Below are 19,494 nucleotides of genomic sequence, written 5' to 3'. Positions count from 1 at the left end.
GATGGTAGAAATTTGTACCTCCATGGGTCTATTATTTTGTACGAAATATTATACTATTTCTCTTGATAAAATAGGAAAAGTATATATTAAAAATATTTGCCCAAAAAGTAGAAATTTGCCCAAAAAGTAGAAAGTTTATTGCTGTGAAGAGATATTGAATTCTTCTGCTTTTGTTTTAAAATAATTTAGTTCAGGTGTTTACCTAAAAAAGTATGTTTTTATACAAAATATTTATGCAATTTGTTATTGATTAGTATTATTAACATATGAATTGTAGTATTATTAAAATAGACATCTGTTAATAATGTAAAAAATTAACTTTCTTTGATTAGGAGTAAATACGCATGAGCAGTATAACAAAAACAAATATTTCGAATGAAAATATAGTTAGTATAGTCAAAAAGGCATTCGGAGAGAATACAGCGATAAATAAAATAAAAGAAATAAAAGAAGGTTTTTTTAATACAGCCTATTGTTTGACTATAGAGGGGAGTCGCAAAATAGTATTAAAAGTGTCGCCTCCAAAGCATGTAAAAGTAATGAGATACGAAAAAGATATAATGGAAAATGAAATAGAAGTTTTGAAGAAATTAAGTTCTTCAGTAAATGTGCCTGTTGCAAAGGTCTTATATTATGATGGTGATAGGGACATTATTGAAAATGAGTATTTTTTCATGGAATATATTGAAGGAACGCCTCTTGACAATATATATGATGAACTAAATGAGGCGCAACGAAATTCCATTTCTTCAGAACTTGGAAAATACGTTAAGCAGATTACTGGTATTAAATCTGATTTTTTTGGTGATATTTCAAAAAAGGAAAAGCAATTTAGCACATGGAGTGAGACCTTCTTATTTATGATAAAGGAATTATTAGATGATGCTAAAGATATTAGAGTGAAATTACCTTACGATTATAATACCATTTACAATTTAATTAAGAAGTATAGTGACATTTTGGATAAGGTTGAGGAAGCCTCCTTAGTGCATAAGGATTTGTGGAAAGGAAATATTTTTGTTAATCCCCAAAATCCTGAAATCACGGGCATCCTTGACTTTGAACGGGCTATTTATGGGGATATTTTATTAGAACCTGTATGTGGTTTTCTTTTACATGATACTGCTTTTATGAATAGCTTTATTGGCAGGTCATACCTAGAAGAAGATGAGAAAGTTCGCTCAATAATGTATAGCATCTATTTATTCTTGATAATGGTTATTGAATGCTCTTACAGAAGATACCCGTGGGAGAATTGTGATAAATGGGCAAGGAAGCAGCTTCTTGATGCATTGGATGAATTAATGAACTATACTGGTTGACTTTAGCAAATAAGAAAAAAATATGTTTATTGACAATATGTTACAAACAATAGTAAAATATACTATAGCATTATGTAACAAAAAAGTAAACTGTTAGACATTAAATGTATTGGAGAAGTTGTATTAATATTTATGCAGAATATAATGACTATTTCATATTTAAAGTATTACAAAGTTTTATATTTTATTGCTGGCTTATTAGTTGATATAATTCCTAAGTTTTCAATAAAAATTTATAATAAAGCATTAGATATATATATAAAGAAAAGTTTAAATGTCGATTTTATAGGGATATTGTTAGATATAGCTGTAAATCTTGATATATTAGGAAGAAAAGATGAAGCGCTATTGTTATATGAAAAGATAGTTGAAATAAATCCATTAGAGGCTAGGGCGCACTATGGAATGGCAATTATTTATGATGACAAGAAGGATTACACTAATGCTATTTTCTCATATAAACGTGCTATTGAAATAGATCCGGAGTATGTTGAAGCATATTTTTTTCTAGCTAATGTATTAGATGAAAGTGGTGAAAAGGAAACAGCAGCAGAATATTACGAAAAGGCTATCGAATTAGAGCCAGACCACTTTTGGGCATATAATAATCTTGCTGCCGTTTATGAAGATTTAGGCAAATATGATAAGGCCTTAGCTTCGATAAGAAAAGGTTTGAAGCTTGAGCCAGATAATTACAGGGCATTGTTTAATGCCGGTGTTATTATGAATAAACTTGGATATTCAAATAAAGCAATAGAGTATTATGTTAAATCAATGGAACAGAATGAGAAGTATCCATATACATATTTAAATTTATCTATTATATATGTAGAGCAAAATGACTATGAGAAAGCTATAGAAATAATATCAAAGGGCACAAATAACTGCCCAAACTCTTCATTTTTATTTTATAATAGAGCTTGCTTTTATGTGCATCAAGAAAAGTTTGAACAGGCAATTTGTGATTTAGTTAAAGCTGTTAGTTTGAGCAAGGAACTTGAAGAATATATGAAAGATGATAAGGAACTTGAGCCACTAAAAAGCTTAGAGCAATATAGAAATTTGTTTGAATATTCAATAGAAAACTGAAAGTAAAAATATTAGGTTACAAAAATCAAATCTGTCATCAATTATTCTCAATTCTCAGTCAAAAATGAATTGTATCTCTCTTTATTAAGTCAATTGCTATTTAAAGCCTATGTGATAAAATATCATTTTTTATCATATAGGAATCTATATGTTTTAAGTTCATCTAATCCATTTCTATTATTTAGACTAATCATTAGAATTACAAAAAGTAAGTTACAATACTTGGGATTGATAAGGGAAGCCACTTCTAAGCTTAAAAGCAGAGCAAAGTAATTACAAAGCTATTTGTCGAAGACTATAATTATATTTATAAGGTAGTTATTAAAATATTCAGAGTAATTACAAAGTGATTTTGTCGAAGGGATAAGTAGTTCGCTCCAAACATTTGTTGGAAACCATTTGGGAAATTTTTGAGAATTTTAAGAATTTTACAATAACTATTTGAGAACAAATTAAATCCTGCCAGCTATAAAAATGAGTTAAGGGAGTTGTCTTGAGACAATATAAATTGACTTTAACATATTTTATTCTAAGGCGTAAGAAGTTTATGTCATGTATTGTGTTTATAATCCAATTCTAAATTGCAAATTCAAATCAATTGATGCCAAAAAACAACAATAATCGAAGGTGATTAATATTTAAACTTAGAATAGCTTTGGTTATATATCGAGACAAAAATCCTGAATGCTATTGAAAATAGTGATTTTTAGGGATTGTTACATGATTTTCAAAAAGTAAATAAATAGAAAAAATACAATATATTTCAAAAATATATTATTACACTGATTGACAATTATAGGGCTTGTATGTATAATTAACTTGTTAATGCTATTTGGTAAATATGTTGTTTCTGTGTAAAAATAAAATATATGTGGAGGAGATATGAAAAAATTCTGTAAGATGTTGGGTTTGAATTTACTTTACATACTTGCTTACTTTGCGATTTTCAAATCCGTAGTTTATTTATGGTATGATGTGTTGAAGAATAATGCTATAATTGGTGAATGGGTTAGCGAAAATCAACTAGGGCTTGTAGTTTTAAATGATGTATGTGCAATTCCAATATTTGCAGTATTAATTTATTTGGTAAAAAAGCAGAGTATTTTAGAGGTTACACAGGTTAAACGCATAAACATCCGTAGTGCTGCTTTAAGTACTTTAACAGGTATTGGAATGGGAATATTTCTAGTTAATTTTTTAGGTCTTACCTTCATAAAGCAAATTTCTAAATTCAGCGAATTAATAGAATATATTTATGACAGTAACCTGCTGGTTTTCGCAGGATTTGTTATAATAGGCACATTCTTTAAAGAAATGTTGTTTAGAGGTCTTATTTTTAATGAATTGTCAAAAGCAATGCCATTAATATTTGCAATTCTATTAGATGCAATAATATATGGTGCTTTATTCTTTAATTTCGACCCACCTTTAACGATATTTGGAATACTAGGAAACATAGTAGTTATTCTCGTATATTTCACAACCAAAACCCTTTGGGCTCCTTATATCGCTCAGGCTACAAATAACATATGTGTATACTTCATTTTAAATGTTTCAGGAGACTTTTTTGAAGGATTTAGAGTGCTTGGACTTATTTTAAGTACCGCTATTATAGGTATTGCTCTATTTTTATTATACAGCAATAAACAAAGAAGTAATTTCATACAAGATTCTAAATCGTTAACTAATTAAGTTATCTTTGTTAGCTAAATTATTTTAATTTAGTTTGCAGGTAAACTATTACTGCTTGTTACATATAAGCCAGTACAACTGATAAGTAGATGATTAACTTAAGATATTTGTTAGAACTTAGAGGTAGAAGAATAGTTGATTTTACCGTAAGCATACAAAAGTAGGTTTTAACATGAAAATGAAGCAAAAGTGCTGAATGTAGGCGGTACAATTTATTATATTGAACCAATTTAAAATTAACAAATATCTTGTGAGTGTACCATCTAGGTAGGTTTGCACAGAAAAATACCATAAAGCTAGCACTAATTTTGCTTTAAGCTTATATTTATGCTGAGTTTATTAAAGATTACAGTTTGTCCTGCAAATATCATAAAATAGGTATCAATAACATGTTAAGTTAAAACCATACCATATAAAAAATGAGATTAAATATTATTGTCTAAAACAGTTGAGATATTTATCTAGTACTTAGGTACTCTATTACATTATTTTTGATGAATTAAAAAGTGTCTGAAACACTGAGAATAAATAATTGTAATTAAAACAATTACTTAAAGTTGTTTAGTGCAACACACTATTGTTAATTTTGAACTGATATTGCTATAAATAACACTTATAACTCGGACCCAATAAAACATATTAAATTCCAGTGTATGAATACAACTACATAATATAATATGATATAAAAATATCAGGTGATTTTTGGAGGTATAATAGTTATGAAGTATTTAAAATCTTTTGGCTTAGTAATCTTATACATACTGATACATATTGCTGTAATGAAATCAATGGAGTTTACATTTTATCATTCTTCCCTTTGGGAGATTGAATCATTTAGAGAAGTAATCGGGGAAAATCCGCATTTACCTTTAATGGCTACATATTTAATTTCCATTTTAATTTATATATTAATAACTAAACCAATTAAAAATAAAAGTATTTTAGAGTATATAAGATTCAAAAAAATAAGCTTTAAGGATACTTTAATAGCTATTTATATTGGATTAGGTGCATTAATTTTTAATACTTCTATAATAAACATATCATTTATAGATAAAGCTTTTCCTCAATTTGATAATTTACTATCCTTTAACTATGAAAGCAGTTCTTTAATTATCGGTATTTTAACGGCAGTAATCATCGGACCACTTCTTGAAGAGTTCTTATTTAGAGGATTAATCTTTAATGAACTCAAAGAATCAATTCCATTAATACCATCTGTATTGATATCTTCACTTTTATACGGTGTAATATTCATGGATATTCCACTTATGACTTTCTGTTTTGTAGCCGCTCTATTGTATACTTTTGTTTATATTCAAGTAAACTCACTACTTGCAGTATATGTGATTGATATTGTTGCAACCTTGGGAGTGCTTGTTTCTAGAAGGCTAGGTATCGAGAGTGTTATAAGTGATGTCGGAGATATTTATATGATTCCGGTATTCCTATTTAGTATTGTTATGATAGTAAGTGGTTGCTATTATCTTTGGAAACAAAAGTCTCAAATGACTAATACAATTGACAGAAGCCAAGACATATCAGTAAATTAATAAATAGTTGAAAATTAGCAAAAGCATTATATATTAGGTCTTTATATTTCTAATTAGTGTTGGACAGCAATTTAACAATATATAAGACTTTTTATAGATTTTACAGGAGTTAAATCATTTCTATAAAAATTTCATAAAAAATACTTAATTTGGACTAACTTAACGATGAGAAACATATTTGGAAAATGTAAAAGACAACTAATAAGTGGATTAAAAGCCAAGCTGCTTATTTAAGTTGTACTTATGATATTCCTTTTAAATGCAAAGATTAAAACCCGTACATGTAATCATTAATGTTATTACAGCGAGGTTGTATTTTTGCATGTTTACTAACGTTCAACAAGTCCAAATTAGCTGTTTGATGGAGGAAATATATGAGAAGCCTTGCAGACATTCTTAAAAGAGCATCACTCACACAAAAGGGAATAACATTTATAAATGGAGAACAGGATATAAGCCATCTAACCTACAAAGAACTTTTTGAAAAAGCACAGAAGTTTCTTGCTATGCTTCAAAATAATGGATTAAAAGCGGGAGACCAACTGATATTACAATTAGATGATGATGAGGATTTTATTTATATATTCTGGGCTTGTGTTTTAGGTGGGATTATACCAGTACCATTGACACAGGGAGGCAATGACGAACATAGGCTAAAGGTTATCAAAGTATGGCAGTCATTGCTTTCACCGCATATGATTTCAACAGCTAATGCTTATAACAGATTTAAAACTCATATGCAGAACATAAGTGAATTTGCAAAGGATATAGAAGCTATAGAGAAGAGTATAATCCTGCTTGATAATCAGGAACTTAGTGAAACGTATGGGGAAATATTCGATGCTGACCTTGAACACACTGCTTTTTTGCAGTTTTCTTCTGGTTCAACAGGTACCCCTAAGGGTGTTATACTTTCTCATGAAAATTTACTTACTAATATTAATGCTATTGCAGAGGGAACTAAATGCACACAGGAGGATTCTTCATTTAGCTGGATGCCACTTACCCATGACATGGGATTAATAGGTTTCCACCTTGCACCTATATATGCTTGCATTGATCAGTATATTATGCCAACTGCTCTGTTTATTAGAAGGCCTTCTTTATGGATGGACAAGGTAGCTGAATACAATGCAACAATTCTGTCATCTCCAAACTTCGGATATAAATATCTTTTAGATCACATAGAAACTAAAGAACATAAAAATTGGGATTTATCATGCGTTAAACTAATTTTCAACGGTGCTGAGCCAATAGATGCACATCTTTGCAGTGTATTCTTGGATAAAATGAGCAGCTTTGGACTCAAAAAAAATGTTTTATTCTGCGTTTACGGCTTAGCTGAAGCTAGCTTGGCAGTAACATTCCCACCAATAAATGAACAAATACTAACCCATAATGTAAAAAGAAGTTCACTTAATTTGGGTGAACTTATAGAATATGCTTCAGGTAATGAGAGAACTACAAATGAAGGAACTGCCAATGAAGGAACTACATTTGTGGATTTGGGATATCCCGTAAAGGATTGTTCAGTAGCAATTCTAAATAGCAATAATGAAGTTTTAGGTGAAGAGCATTTAGGTTACGTCCATATAAAGGGAAAGAATGTTACAAAGGGCTATTACAATAACGAAGTGGCGACAAATGAATTAATAAGTGAAGATGGATGGCTGAATACAGGAGACTTGGGTTTTATTAAAAACGGTCGCTTAATTATAACAGGCAGGGCAAAGGATATTATTTTTATTAATGGACAGAATTTTTATGCCCATGATATAGAAAGAATTATTTATAATTTAGATGGAATAGAACTTGGAACTGTGGCAGTTTGTGGGGTATATAATGCTTCTGAAAAAACAGAGCAGGTATGTGCATTTGTTATATTCAAAAAGGGTGTAAAGGACTTTGTGCCAAAAGCTTTAGAAATAAAGAGTGCACTAAATAAGCAGCTTGGATTTAATGAGGTGCTTGTAATTCCTGTTAAGAAAATACCAAAAACCACTAGTGGCAAAATTCAGAGATTTAAGCTTCGTGAAAGCTATTTAGCAGGTGAGTTCTCAGATACTGTTAGTGAACTGAATCAGTATTTTCTTGAAAATGGCAATAACCGCACAATTGAAAACCCTGAAAATGAACTTCAGCAAAAGCTGGTTGAAATATGGAAGGATTTGCTTAAGCTGCAAGCTGTGGGTATAAATGAGGATTTCTTTGAACTTGGAGGCAATTCTTTAAAGGGTGCGCTGTTATTAAATAAAATATATGAAGAATTTAATACAGAAATTGTAATGGCTGATTTTTTTGTTGCTTCTACAATTAAAGAGTTATCTGCTCTAATAGAAAATTCTGAAAAAAGAGAATATGATTACATAAAACCAATTGAAAAGAGGGAGTTTTATCCTCTTTCTGCTGCTCAAAAAAGAATGTATCTTCTAAGCCAAATGGATGGGGCAAATACAAATTATAATCTGCCATACTTTATGCTGGTTGAAGGTAAGCTTGATGCTGCTAAGGTTGAAAAAGTTTTCAATACAATAATTCATAGGCATGAGGCTTTAAGGACATCTTTTTGCGTTGTTGAAGGGGAACCGGTACAAAAGATTAACGAGTTCGTTAAATTTACTGTGTCTTGTAATAGTGGAGATATTGAAAACATTGATAAATTAGCCTCAGAATTTATAAGACCCTTCAATCTTACAGAGGCTCCGCTAATGAGGGTAGAACTTGTTAAATTTAATGAAGATAAGCATTTGCTTATGTTTGACATGCATCATATTATTTCTGACGGAACTACAATGGGCATATTGATAAAAGAATTTTCTCAATTGTACCTGGGAAATAATTTGCCTAAAGTAAATATTAATTATAAGGACTATGCTGTATGGGAAAAGGAATACTTATGCAGTGAACATATTCAAATACAAAAGAAATACTGGTTAGATAGATTTTCAGATGAAATAACAGTATTGAATTTGCCTACAGATTATAAAAGACCAAAACAGCCATCTTATGAAGGAAAAAGAATAAGGTTCAAGCTATCTAGTGATGTTAAAAAGGAAATTGATAAGCTTTCACAAAGGACAAATGCTACTAGCTATATGATTCTTTTGGCTGCATATAATATTTTATTGTACAAATACACAGGTCAGCAGGATATTGTTGTTGGTTCACCTGTGATTGGAAGACCCCGTTCCGAATTAACCAGTGTAGCAGGTATGTTTGTAAACAGCCTGGCAATGAGAAATTATCCAAAGGGCGAGAATACTTTTATAGAATTTCTTGATAGCGTAAGAAATAGTTCTCTTGATGCTTTTAAAAATCAGAATTATCCATATGATAAGCTTATTGAAGAACTTGATATTTCTGTTGACCCATCTAGGAATCCATTATTTGATACAATGTTTTCTGTACAAAACATGGAACTTGGTGAATTTAATATTGAAGGACTTAAGTTTAATAGTTATCAATATGAAACGGGTATATCTAAGTTTGATATAACCTTGCTGGCTGAAGAAAAAGACGGAGCTGTTGAGTTTGAGTTAGAGTATAAAACTGCTCTGTTTAGCCCAAAAACAATAGAAAGAATGTCTTCCCATTTTGTAAATATTATTTCAGAAATACTCAAAAATCCAGAAATCAAGCTGTCTGAAATAGAACTTACTTCAAATGAGGAGCAAATACAGTTACTTAATGATTTTAATATATCAAAAACTGATTTCCCAAAAGAAAAGACATTATCAGAACTGTTTGAACAACAGGTTATAGAAAATCCAGATAGAATTGCAGTAGTGTTTGAAAATGACTATATTACATATAGTGAATTGAATATAAGAGCCAATAAGCTTGCTAGAACGCTATGTGAAAAGGGCTTAAGCAAGTATGGAACTGCAGCACTTTTAATTAATAGGTCTATAGATATGATTACTGCCATACTTGCAGTTTTAAAGGCAGGCTGCTGTTATCTTCCTATAGATACAGCAAATCCAAAGGATAGAGTTTTAAATATGCTTGAGGACTCTAATGCGGATATTCTGATTGCTCATAAAGAACTTTTAGAGTTGGCAGAGGGTGCTAAAACAGGTATCTGTGATTTAGAGGATTTACTTGAGCAGTCACAAAAAGAAAATGGAGAAAATTTAGGTTATGCAATAACCTCTGACAGCCCTGCCTATATTATGTATACATCAGGATCTACTGGCAAGCCAAAAGGCAATATTACAACCCATTATAATATATCTAGAGTTGTTAAAAACACAAACTATATAGATATTACTGCTGAAGATACACTGCTTCAGTTATCCAATTATGCTTTTGATGGCTCTACCTTTGATATTTATGGCGCATTGCTGAACGGGGCAAAGCTAGTTTTGGTAGACAAGGAAAAGCTATTGGACATGAATGCACTTGCTAGATTGATAGAACGGAATAGGGTAACACTGTTTTTTATAACTACGGCTCTTTTCAATACTTTAGTTGATACTAAGCTGGAAAGCCTCAAAAATATAAGAAAAATTCTTTTTGGCGGGGAAAGGGTTTCTGTTCGCCATGTTCAGAAGGCATTGGAATTTTTAGGCTCAGGAAAGCTTATGCATGTATACGGTCCTACTGAGAGTACAGTTTTTGCAACATATTATAATATAGACAATGTTGACAGTAATGCTGTTTCTATTCCAATTGGTAAGCCTATAACAAATACAATGCTGTTTGTTGTTGATAAATATAATAAGCTTCAGCCTATTGGTGTACCTGGTGAACTCTGTATTTCCGGAGATGGCTTGGCAAAGGGCTATTTAAACAGGCCTGAACTTACTGCTGAGAAGTTTGTACAGAATCCCTTCTGTTCAAATAAACAATTCAATTTTGAATATGAGGACACCCGTATGTACAGAACAGGTGACCTTGTTAAATGGCTGCCTGATGGGAATATAGAGTTTTTAGATAGAATAGATAATCAGGTAAAGCTAAGAGGCTTCAGAATAGAATTAAGTGAAGTGGAAAGTACAATTTCAGAAATTGATGGTGTAAATAAAGTATTTGCAACAATTGTGGAAAATGAAATTGGCGGAAAAAATCTTTGTGCATACATAGAATTTGAGGGTGAATTCTCATATGACAATGTTAAAGCCTTTTTATCTGAGAAACTTCCTGAATTTATGGTGCCTGATTATTTTATTCTAGTGGACAAGCTGCCTATCAATGCAAATGGTAAGGTTGATAAAAATAAGCTGCCTGGAATAGAAAAGGCTGTAGCAAGTACTTCAAAATATATACCACCTGAAAACGACATTCAGCAAAGGCTTCAAGCAATTTGGACTGAGATATTAGGAATTGATAGGATAAGCATAGACGCAAAGTTTTCAGACCTTGGCGGACAGTCTATAAAGGCTGCTGTTATAATATCAAGGATATATAAGGAATTTAATAAAGATATACCATTTAGGGAATTTTATAAAGCCCAGACAATAAGGAATATTTCAAATATTATAGCTGAAGCTGAGGAAAAACAATTTCAGGCTGTTACAAAGGCTGAAGGGAAAGAATACTACTCTTTGACAGCTTCACAAAAAGGGCTTTTTGTACAAGAGCAGTTTGAGGGAATAGGTATAAGCTACAACATGCCTATTGCACTGAAAATTGAGGGACAGCTTGATACAGATTGTGCTTCGAAGAGCTTTTTAGCAATAGCAAAAAGGCATGAGGCATTACGTACATACTTTGAAATGGTTGATGGAATACCAGTTCAGAAAATATCAGAAAACACAGATTTAAGTATAGTTTTGAGTGAAGGCCTAGAGGAGAACGCAGATGACATTGTTAAAAATTTTGTGCGTCCATTTGATTTAGGCAAATCAACTTTGCTGCGAGTACAGATTGTTAAGTTCTCAGAGTACAAGTATATGCTGCTAATAGATATGCATCATATAATATCTGATGGTATATCGGTAATGACAATTTTGAAGGAATTTGAAAGGCTATATAATGGAGAGAGCCTAGAGCCAATAAAGCTTCATTATAAGGATTTTGCTCAGTGGCAGAATAAATTCCTTTTATCCTCTAAGGCAAAAAAACAGGAAGCTTATTGGGAAAAGGTTCTAAGCGAAGAAATTCCAGTGCTAAATATGCCTTGTGACTATATTAGGACGGATAAAAGGACTTTTGATGGAGATAGTATACATTTTACAGTTGATAAAAATACAGCATTGGCATTACAGGATATAGCTTCAAAGGAAGGCATTACTTTGAACTCTGTTTTGATGTCCTGTTATGGTGTAATGATAAATAAATATACTGCTCAAAAGGATATAATGATAGGTTCGCTGGTATCGGGCAGAAATCATCCTGATATTTTGAATATGGTAGGAATGTTTAATAATTTCTTACCAATAAAGATTTCTGTAGAAGGTCAAAGTCGCTTTATTGACTGCGCAATAGCAAATACCAAGTCTATTTTCGCTGCTTATGAAAATCAAGATTATCCTTACAATTTAATGGTTGAAAAGTTTAGCGGCAGAATTGAAAAGTCAAGAAATCCATTTTTTGATACTATGCTTATTTATCATAACCAGTTTGAAAATCAATTAAATCTGCAAATGAAGGACTTAAAGATAGATAGGTACCAATTGAAAACTAATACTTCAAAGCTAGATTTAAAGCTTGATATTTACAATGCTGAAGATGGCGGTTTTGACTGTTTTATTGAGTATAATACAAATTTGTTTAAAGATGACACTATAAATAGGATGTCTCAGCACTTTATAAATATTTTAAATAGAGTAGTATCAAATCCAAATACATTAATTGAAGAAATGGATATGATGTCTGAGGCTGAGAGAAATCAAATATTAAGGGGATTTAATAACACTAGGACAGAATATCAAAAGGAAGAAACAATAAATAATCTTTTCAGGCAGCAGGCTTTCAAAACTCCTGATATTTTAGCTGTATCCTATGGTGATAAATTCTTAACCTATAGAGAATTAGACCAGAAATCGGATACACTAGCGGTTATGCTTAGAAAGAAAGGTGCATGTGCTGAAAAAATAGTTGCGGTTATGATTGAGCGGTCACTTACAATGAGTGTAGCTCTCTTTGCTGTGCTAAAATCAGGAGCAGCATATTTACCAATAAGTCCTGAGTATCCTACAGATAGGATAAAATTTATGCTCAAGGACAGCGGAGCAGTGCTTTTAATTACACAGGAAAAATTTCTGAATAATATATCTGAGTTTAATATTATTTCAGAAGAAAAATTAGTTAATCTTAATGACCCTAATATTTACTGTGAAGATAATATTTCAGCTTCTATTAATGCAAATGACTATTATGCTGATTTAGAAAATGTAAACAATGCCCGTAATGCTGCATATGTGATTTATACATCAGGCTCTACAGGAATTCCAAAGGGAGTTGTTATTGAACATTATTCTCTTGTAAATAGACTTAACTGGATGCAGAAGATGTACCCAATTGGGGAAGGAGATATTATTCTGCAGAAGACACCGTATACCTTTGACGTATCTGTTTGGGAGCAGTTCTGGTGGGCACTAAACGGAGCAGCAGTACACTTTTTAGAGCCAGGCGGAGAAAAGGATCCTGAGGCAATAGCTAGAGCAATAGAGCAGCATAAAATTACAACTATGCATTTTGTACCTTCCATGCTGAATATATTCTTAGAGTACATTGATGGCAAAGCTGATTTAAAATGCCTAAAGAGTTTAAAGCAGGTATATGCCAGCGGAGAAGCCTTAGCAGCACAGCAGGTAAATAGGTTTAACAGACTTTTATTAGCAGAGAACGGAACAAGACTTCATAATCTATATGGACCAACAGAGGCAACTATAGATGTATCCTATTTTGATTGTTCTACAAGCATGGAATACGAAGAAATTCCAATTGGAAAACCAATAGACAATATTAATCTTTATATATTAGACAAAAATAACAGGCTTTGTCCTATAGGCGTACCGGGAGAATTATGTATAGCAGGTGATGGTATTGCAAGAGGATATCTTAACAGAGCGGAACTTCAGGCTGAGAAATTTGTTGATAATCCATTTTATGCAGATACAAATTATAAGGTGATGTATAAATCTGGTGACTTGGCAAAGTGGATGCCTGACGGAAATATACAGTATCTTGGAAGACTTGATTTTCAGGTGAAAATTAGAGGCAATAGAATTGAACTAGGGGAAATAGAATCAGAACTTCTCAAGCATGAGAGCATCAAGGAGGCTGTAGTAGCAGCAAACGACCATACAGACGGAAGCAAGTACTTGTGTGCATATTACGTCTCAGATGTAGAACTTTCTGTAAATATGCTAAGGTCACATTTAGCTAAAAACTTGGCAGAATATATGATTCCGTCATATTTCGTGAGGCTTGATAAAATACCACTTTCTTCAAATGGAAAGGCGGATAGAAAAGCTTTACCAAAACCAGAGGGAATAAAAATAAATACAGGTACAGATTTTGTACCGCCTAGAACAGATGTTGAGAAAAGGCTGGCATCACTATGGGGTGAGATACTCAATGTCGAATCAGTGGGTATAGATGACGATTTCTTTGAATTAGGAGGACATTCCTTAAAAGCAACTGTATTGGAAACAAAGATTCATAAGGAATTTGGAGTTGATATAAAATTAAGGGATATTTTCAGCCTTACAACAATCAGAAGTATTGCTGAGTACATTAATAACAACGGACAAAAGGAATTTAAGCAGATTAAAAAGGTAACTCCAAAAGAGTATTATAAGCTTTCACCTTCACAAAAGAGAATTTATTTGCTCAATAAAATTGAAGATGGCGGGACTGCTTATAACTTGCCTGGTGCGCTTATGATTGAAGGTGAACTTGATTTAGTCAGATTTAAGACTGCGTTCAAAAAGCTGATTGACAGGCATGAGACTCTCAGAACATCCTTCCACATGATTGACGGTCAGCCTGTACAGACTATACATGAGGAAACAGATTTTGATATTAATGTACTTGAAGCACAACAGGATGAGATTCCAGAAATATTACGGGCTTTTGTAAGACCCTTTGAACTCAGTAAAGCTCCGCTTATTAGAGTACAGCTGATTAAATTGGCAAAGGACAAGCATATATTGATGTATGATATGCATCATATTGTATCGGATGGATTTTCATCAGTGATTTTAGTTAAGGACTTCGTTGATTTATATACAGATAAAAATTTAGATGAACTTAAAATTACATATAAGGATTATAGTGAATGGCAGGATGAACTATTTGAAAAGGGTGAGTTAAAAAAGCAAGAAGCTTATTGGCTCAATGAATTTAATGACAATATACCTGTTCTTAATATGCCAACTGACTATATCAGGCCAACAATTCAAAAATTTAATGGAAAGAAAATATCCATGAATATTCCAACTGATGTAGTAGAGAAGGTCAGAGAGTTGGAAAAGAACACAGGCTTGACACTATATATGATAATGCTGGCAGCTTACAATATATTACTTTCTAAGTATTCCGACCAGGAGGATATTGTTGTAGGTTGCCCAACTGCGGGAAGACAACATGCTGATTTGGATAATATTATAGGAATGTTTGTAAACACAGTTGCTATAAGAAATAAGCCAGAGGGCAAAAAGATTATAGAAGAGTTTCTTGCTGAGGTAAAAGAAAAATCAATAGAAGCATTTGAAAATGAGGCTTACCCTTTTGAAGAATTGGTGAATAAACTAAAACTCAATAAAGATTTAAGCAGAAATCCTCTATTTGATACCATGTTTGTTCTGCAAAATATGGGAATTCCAAGTATGGAAATAGAAGGGCTTAAGTTTAGCGGATACAATATTGAAAACAACGTTTCAAAATTTGATTTGACAATTGAAGCGGTTGAAGACAATGAGGATATAAGGCTGAATATTGAATATAGTACTTCTTTATTTAAAGAAGAAACTATTATCCGTTTGGCTGGTCACTTTATTAGAATACTTGAAGCTGTGGCTTTAAATCCTAAAAAGAGAATTGAAGAAATTGATATGGTTTCTAATGTGGAGAAAAACAGGATATTAAAAGTGTTTAATGATACGAAGGCAGAGTATCCAAAGGAAGAAACAATTAACAGACTTTTCAGACAGCAGGCTGCAAGAACACCTAATAAATTAGCTGTATCCTTTGGCAGCAGCAGTCTGACTTACAGAGAAATTGATGAAAGGTCTGATAAACTTGCATATACTTTAAGAGAAAAAGGAGCGTGTGCTGAAAAGATAGTAGCTGTGCTGATGGAACGTTCTCTGGATATGAGTACAGCGTTAATGGCAATTTTGAAATCTGGAGCAGCATACCTTCCATTAAATCCAGATAATCCAGTTGAGAGAATAAAATTTATGCTTGAGGATAGTGGAGCAGTGCTGTTGCTCACTCAGGAAAAATTTATAAGCTTGATAACTGAACATGACATTATATCTGAGGAAAAGCTAGTTAATTTAAATGATGATAGTTTATATAGTCATGATAATGCTATAGACTGTGAAAGTGTAAATAATTCACGTAATCCTGCATATATAATTTATACTTCTGGTTCAACAGGAACTCCTAAGGGTGTTATTATAGAACATTATTCACTAATAAACAGACTTAACTGGATGCAGAAAATGTATCCTATTGGTGAAGGAGATGTAATTCTTCAAAAAACACCATATACCTTTGATGTATCAGTGTGGGAGCAATTTTGGTGGGCACTGAACGGAGCAGCTGTACACTTTTTAGAGCCGGGCGGAGAAAAGGATCCTGAGGCAATAGTACAAGCAATAGAAGAGCATAAAATAACAACTATGCACTTTGTACCTTCAATGCTCAATATGTTTTTAGAATATATAGACGGAAAAGTGGATTTAAAAAGGCTAAAGTCGTTAAAGCAGGTATTTGCTAGTGGAGAGGCATTAGGAGCACAGCAGGTTATGAGATTTAACAGACTTTTGTTAAGAGAAAACGGAACGAAGCTGCACAATTTGTATGGACCGACAGAGGCTTCTATAGATGTATCTTATTTTGATTGCTCAATAGACAAGGAGTATGAAGAGATTCCGATTGGAAAACCAATAGACAATATTCACCTTTATGTTATTGACAAGAATAATAGGCTTTGTCCTATTGGAGTGCCGGGAGAATTGTGTATAGCTGGAGATGGATTGGCAAGGGGCTATTTGAACAGAGAACAGCTTACCTCTGAAAAGTTTGTACCTAATCCATTTAGCTCTATTACAAATTATCCATTAATGTACAAATCAGGTGATTTGGCAAAGTGGATGCCTGATGGAAATATACAGTATCTTGGAAGACTTGATTTCCAAGTAAAAATCAGAGGAAACAGAATAGAACTAGGAGAGATAGAAGCAGAACTATTGAAGCATACTGCTATTAAGGAGGCGGTGGTAGCAGCACTTGACAAAAAAGATGGCAGTAAGTATTTATGTGCATATTATGTATCAGATGAGGAACTTGCTGTAAATGAATTAAGAGCATTTTTGACTAAAAATTTAACAGAATATATGATTCCAGCGTATTTCATTAAGCTTGACAAGATACCTCTTTCTTCAAATGGAAAGGCGGACAGAAAAGCTTTGCCAAAACCTGAAGGAATCAAAATTAATACCGGTACAGAGTACGTAGCAGCAAATACTGCAACAGAGAAGAAGTTAGAAGCTTTGTGGAAGGAATTATTGAACATTGATACAGTTGGTATTAATGATAATTTCTTTGACTTAGGTGGGAATTCACTTCTTCTTGTAAGTATGCATTCAAAGCTTGAAGAAGAGTATAAAATCGGAATTAAGGTAACTGATCTGTTTGCAAACCCATCAATATCAAGCCTTGCTCAGTTTATTGATAGCAGCAATAGTAGCAGGAAAAGTGTAACTCCTGTTAAAACTGTTCTGAATGCTGATTACTTTAAAAACGAAGCATCGGTTGAATCGGTGGCATCTTCTTTTGGATATCAATTTAGGAAGGATATGTATGAGATCATAAAGAGATTGGAAGGGTGCAGTGATTATGAGGTTGAGCACATTTTGATAGCATTACTTGTGCATCTTCTTCATCAAATTACGAAACAGTCTGTGGTTTGCCTTAATATTGGAAAGGGAGAGGAAGTGTGCCCTGTAAAAGTAGATACTTCTGGGGCGAAGCAGTTGGCTGAACTTGCAAAAAGAGTTAAAGCTGCTATGGACACTGATACTTTGCAATTAAGAAATATTAGCACAATGAATACTAAAAAATTAAATAATGAAATATTGCTGTTTATTAATGTAAATAATAATTCAAATTTAGCAAGCTATCTTGATTACTTTGATTTAGTAATTGATTTTAATACAATTAACGGATATCCAGTTATACATTTTGATTTCAATAATGCTATTTTGAAGTCTGCAAAGATAAAAGAGCTAGGTGAGAATTATATCAAATTTATAAATGCTGCGATAATGCAGAAAAAATAGGGTTATTTATTGTAGGAGGAAAAGTGGATAATAAAACTTTTAAAATAAATTTTATTTTGCTGGCTATGGGAAGATTAGTATCTGCCCTTGGTTCAAGTGTATTTCATTTTGCACTAAGCCTTTATGTTCTTGATGTTACAGGAAGTGCAGCTACGTTTTCGTTTATTATAGGCTTATCTGTATTGCCTAGAATTGTAGTTAACTTGGTGGCTGGAGCTTTTGTAGACAGACATGATAAGAAAAAGATTATGGTATTAACAGATATTATTACTGGATTATCTATACTGATGTTCTTTATAGTATTTAAAATAATTCCAGATAATATTATGATTTTTGGCGTTTATGTTTTATTGCTTGGGACAATTCAGTCAGTATTTGCTCTAGCCTGTAATGCATCAATACCAAGCGTTGTTAAAAATGAAACAGTGCCAAAGCTTAATTCTACTCTTCAGTCAATCAGTGCTGTAATTGATATAGCAGGGCCTGTATTGGGAGCTATTTTATATGGATTAATCGGTATAAGTAATATAATGCTGATTAACTGTGTTTTCTTCATCGGTTCTGGAGTTTCAGAAATTTTTATTAAATTTATAAGTGAAGAAAAAGTAAGTGAAGAAAAAGTAAGTGAAGAAAAAACAGATGTAAATGAAAAAAGAAAATATATTTCGGATGTAATAATGACATACAAATACTTGGTGGAAAACAGAACAATTGCATTCTTCTTAGTATTTGCAGCAGGTGCTGATTTTGTGTTATTGCCTTTTCTTCAGATGATATTGCCCTTTATAAATTACAATATATTGAAGGTTTCAGGTATACAGCTATCGTTTATACAGGCGTCCTGTGCTATTGGTACAATAATTGGTGCATTGGTTGTTTCATCCTTCAAGAATACAAGTCCATTATTAAAGAGATTTTTTGTGTTATTTTCTATACAGGCTGTAATGGTAGCTGTGTGTGTTTTCCCAGAAGCATCTGTTTTTGAAAATGGATCTAGGTGGATTATAACTGTTGTATTTGGAATAACTTTGTTGATATTCGGAGCTGCTAATGCTATTCAGAATATTCCGATGATTACATATTTCCAACTACAGGTTCCAGCTGAAATGAGGGCGAGAATTTTCGGGGTGTTTATGTCAGCTTTATATATTACTGCACCTCCGGGTATGTGGTTGTATGGGATATTGATGGAAAAATTTCAATGGTATTATATTACAGGGATTTCAGGAGCAGCATTGCTTATCTTTGGTATAGTAGCATCAAAAAATAAAATATTCAAAGAATTTTTGAAATCTGAAATATTTCAAAAAGAAGAAATAAACTTGATTAATCAAGCTAATGAAAGTATAAATTGATTTTTATGAACTAGGGAGGCAA

Annotated in this window: 6 protein-coding genes; all 6 read left to right on the top strand. The window is 32.3% G+C overall.

The annotated features are described in order from the left end of the window. The first annotated feature begins 344 nt into the window (after positions 1-344). The 6 genes from EHE19_RS13725 to EHE19_RS13700 all read left to right on the top strand — a co-directional run bounded on the left by EHE19_RS13725 (position 345) and on the right by EHE19_RS13700 (position 19,472). Positions 345-1,322 carry a phosphotransferase family protein gene (locus EHE19_RS13725; RefSeq protein WP_137696687.1) on the top strand — a complete coding sequence of 326 codons (978 nt, stop codon included), beginning with the start codon at positions 345-347 and terminating at the stop codon, positions 1,320-1,322. A 144-nt stretch (positions 1,323-1,466) separates the two neighbouring features. Next, the gene (locus EHE19_RS13720) at positions 1,467-2,411 is read left to right on the top strand and encodes a tetratricopeptide repeat protein (RefSeq protein WP_137696686.1); all 945 of its coding nucleotides are present in this window, start codon (positions 1,467-1,469) and stop codon (positions 2,409-2,411) included. Positions 2,412-3,293: 882 nt separating this feature from the next. Next, a complete protein-coding gene (locus tag EHE19_RS13715; RefSeq protein WP_137696685.1) occupies positions 3,294-4,103 on the top strand; it encodes a CPBP family intramembrane glutamic endopeptidase in 810 nt (269 codons plus the stop codon). Between the two features lie 719 nt (positions 4,104-4,822). After that, entirely contained in the window at positions 4,823-5,656 is an 834-nt protein-coding gene (locus EHE19_RS13710) for a CPBP family intramembrane glutamic endopeptidase (RefSeq protein WP_137696684.1), read from the top strand. Positions 5,657-6,030: 374 nt separating this feature from the next. Then, the gene (locus tag EHE19_RS13705; RefSeq protein WP_137696683.1) at positions 6,031-18,117 is read left to right on the top strand and encodes a non-ribosomal peptide synthetase; all 12,087 of its coding nucleotides are present in this window, start codon (positions 6,031-6,033) and stop codon (positions 18,115-18,117) included. Positions 18,118-18,140: 23 nt separating this feature from the next. Continuing rightward, positions 18,141-19,472 (top strand): MFS transporter, encoded by a 1,332-nt coding sequence (locus tag EHE19_RS13700; RefSeq protein ID WP_137696682.1) that lies wholly within the window; start codon positions 18,141-18,143, stop codon positions 19,470-19,472. Positions 19,473-19,494: the final 22 nt, after the last annotated feature.

Source organism: Ruminiclostridium herbifermentans, assembly GCF_005473905.2.
Lineage (GTDB): Bacteria > Bacillota > Clostridia > Acetivibrionales > DSM-1351 > Ruminiclostridium > Ruminiclostridium herbifermentans.
Note: the sequence above shows the minus strand (reverse complement) of the source record. Positions and strands in the feature narration are given on the sequence as shown.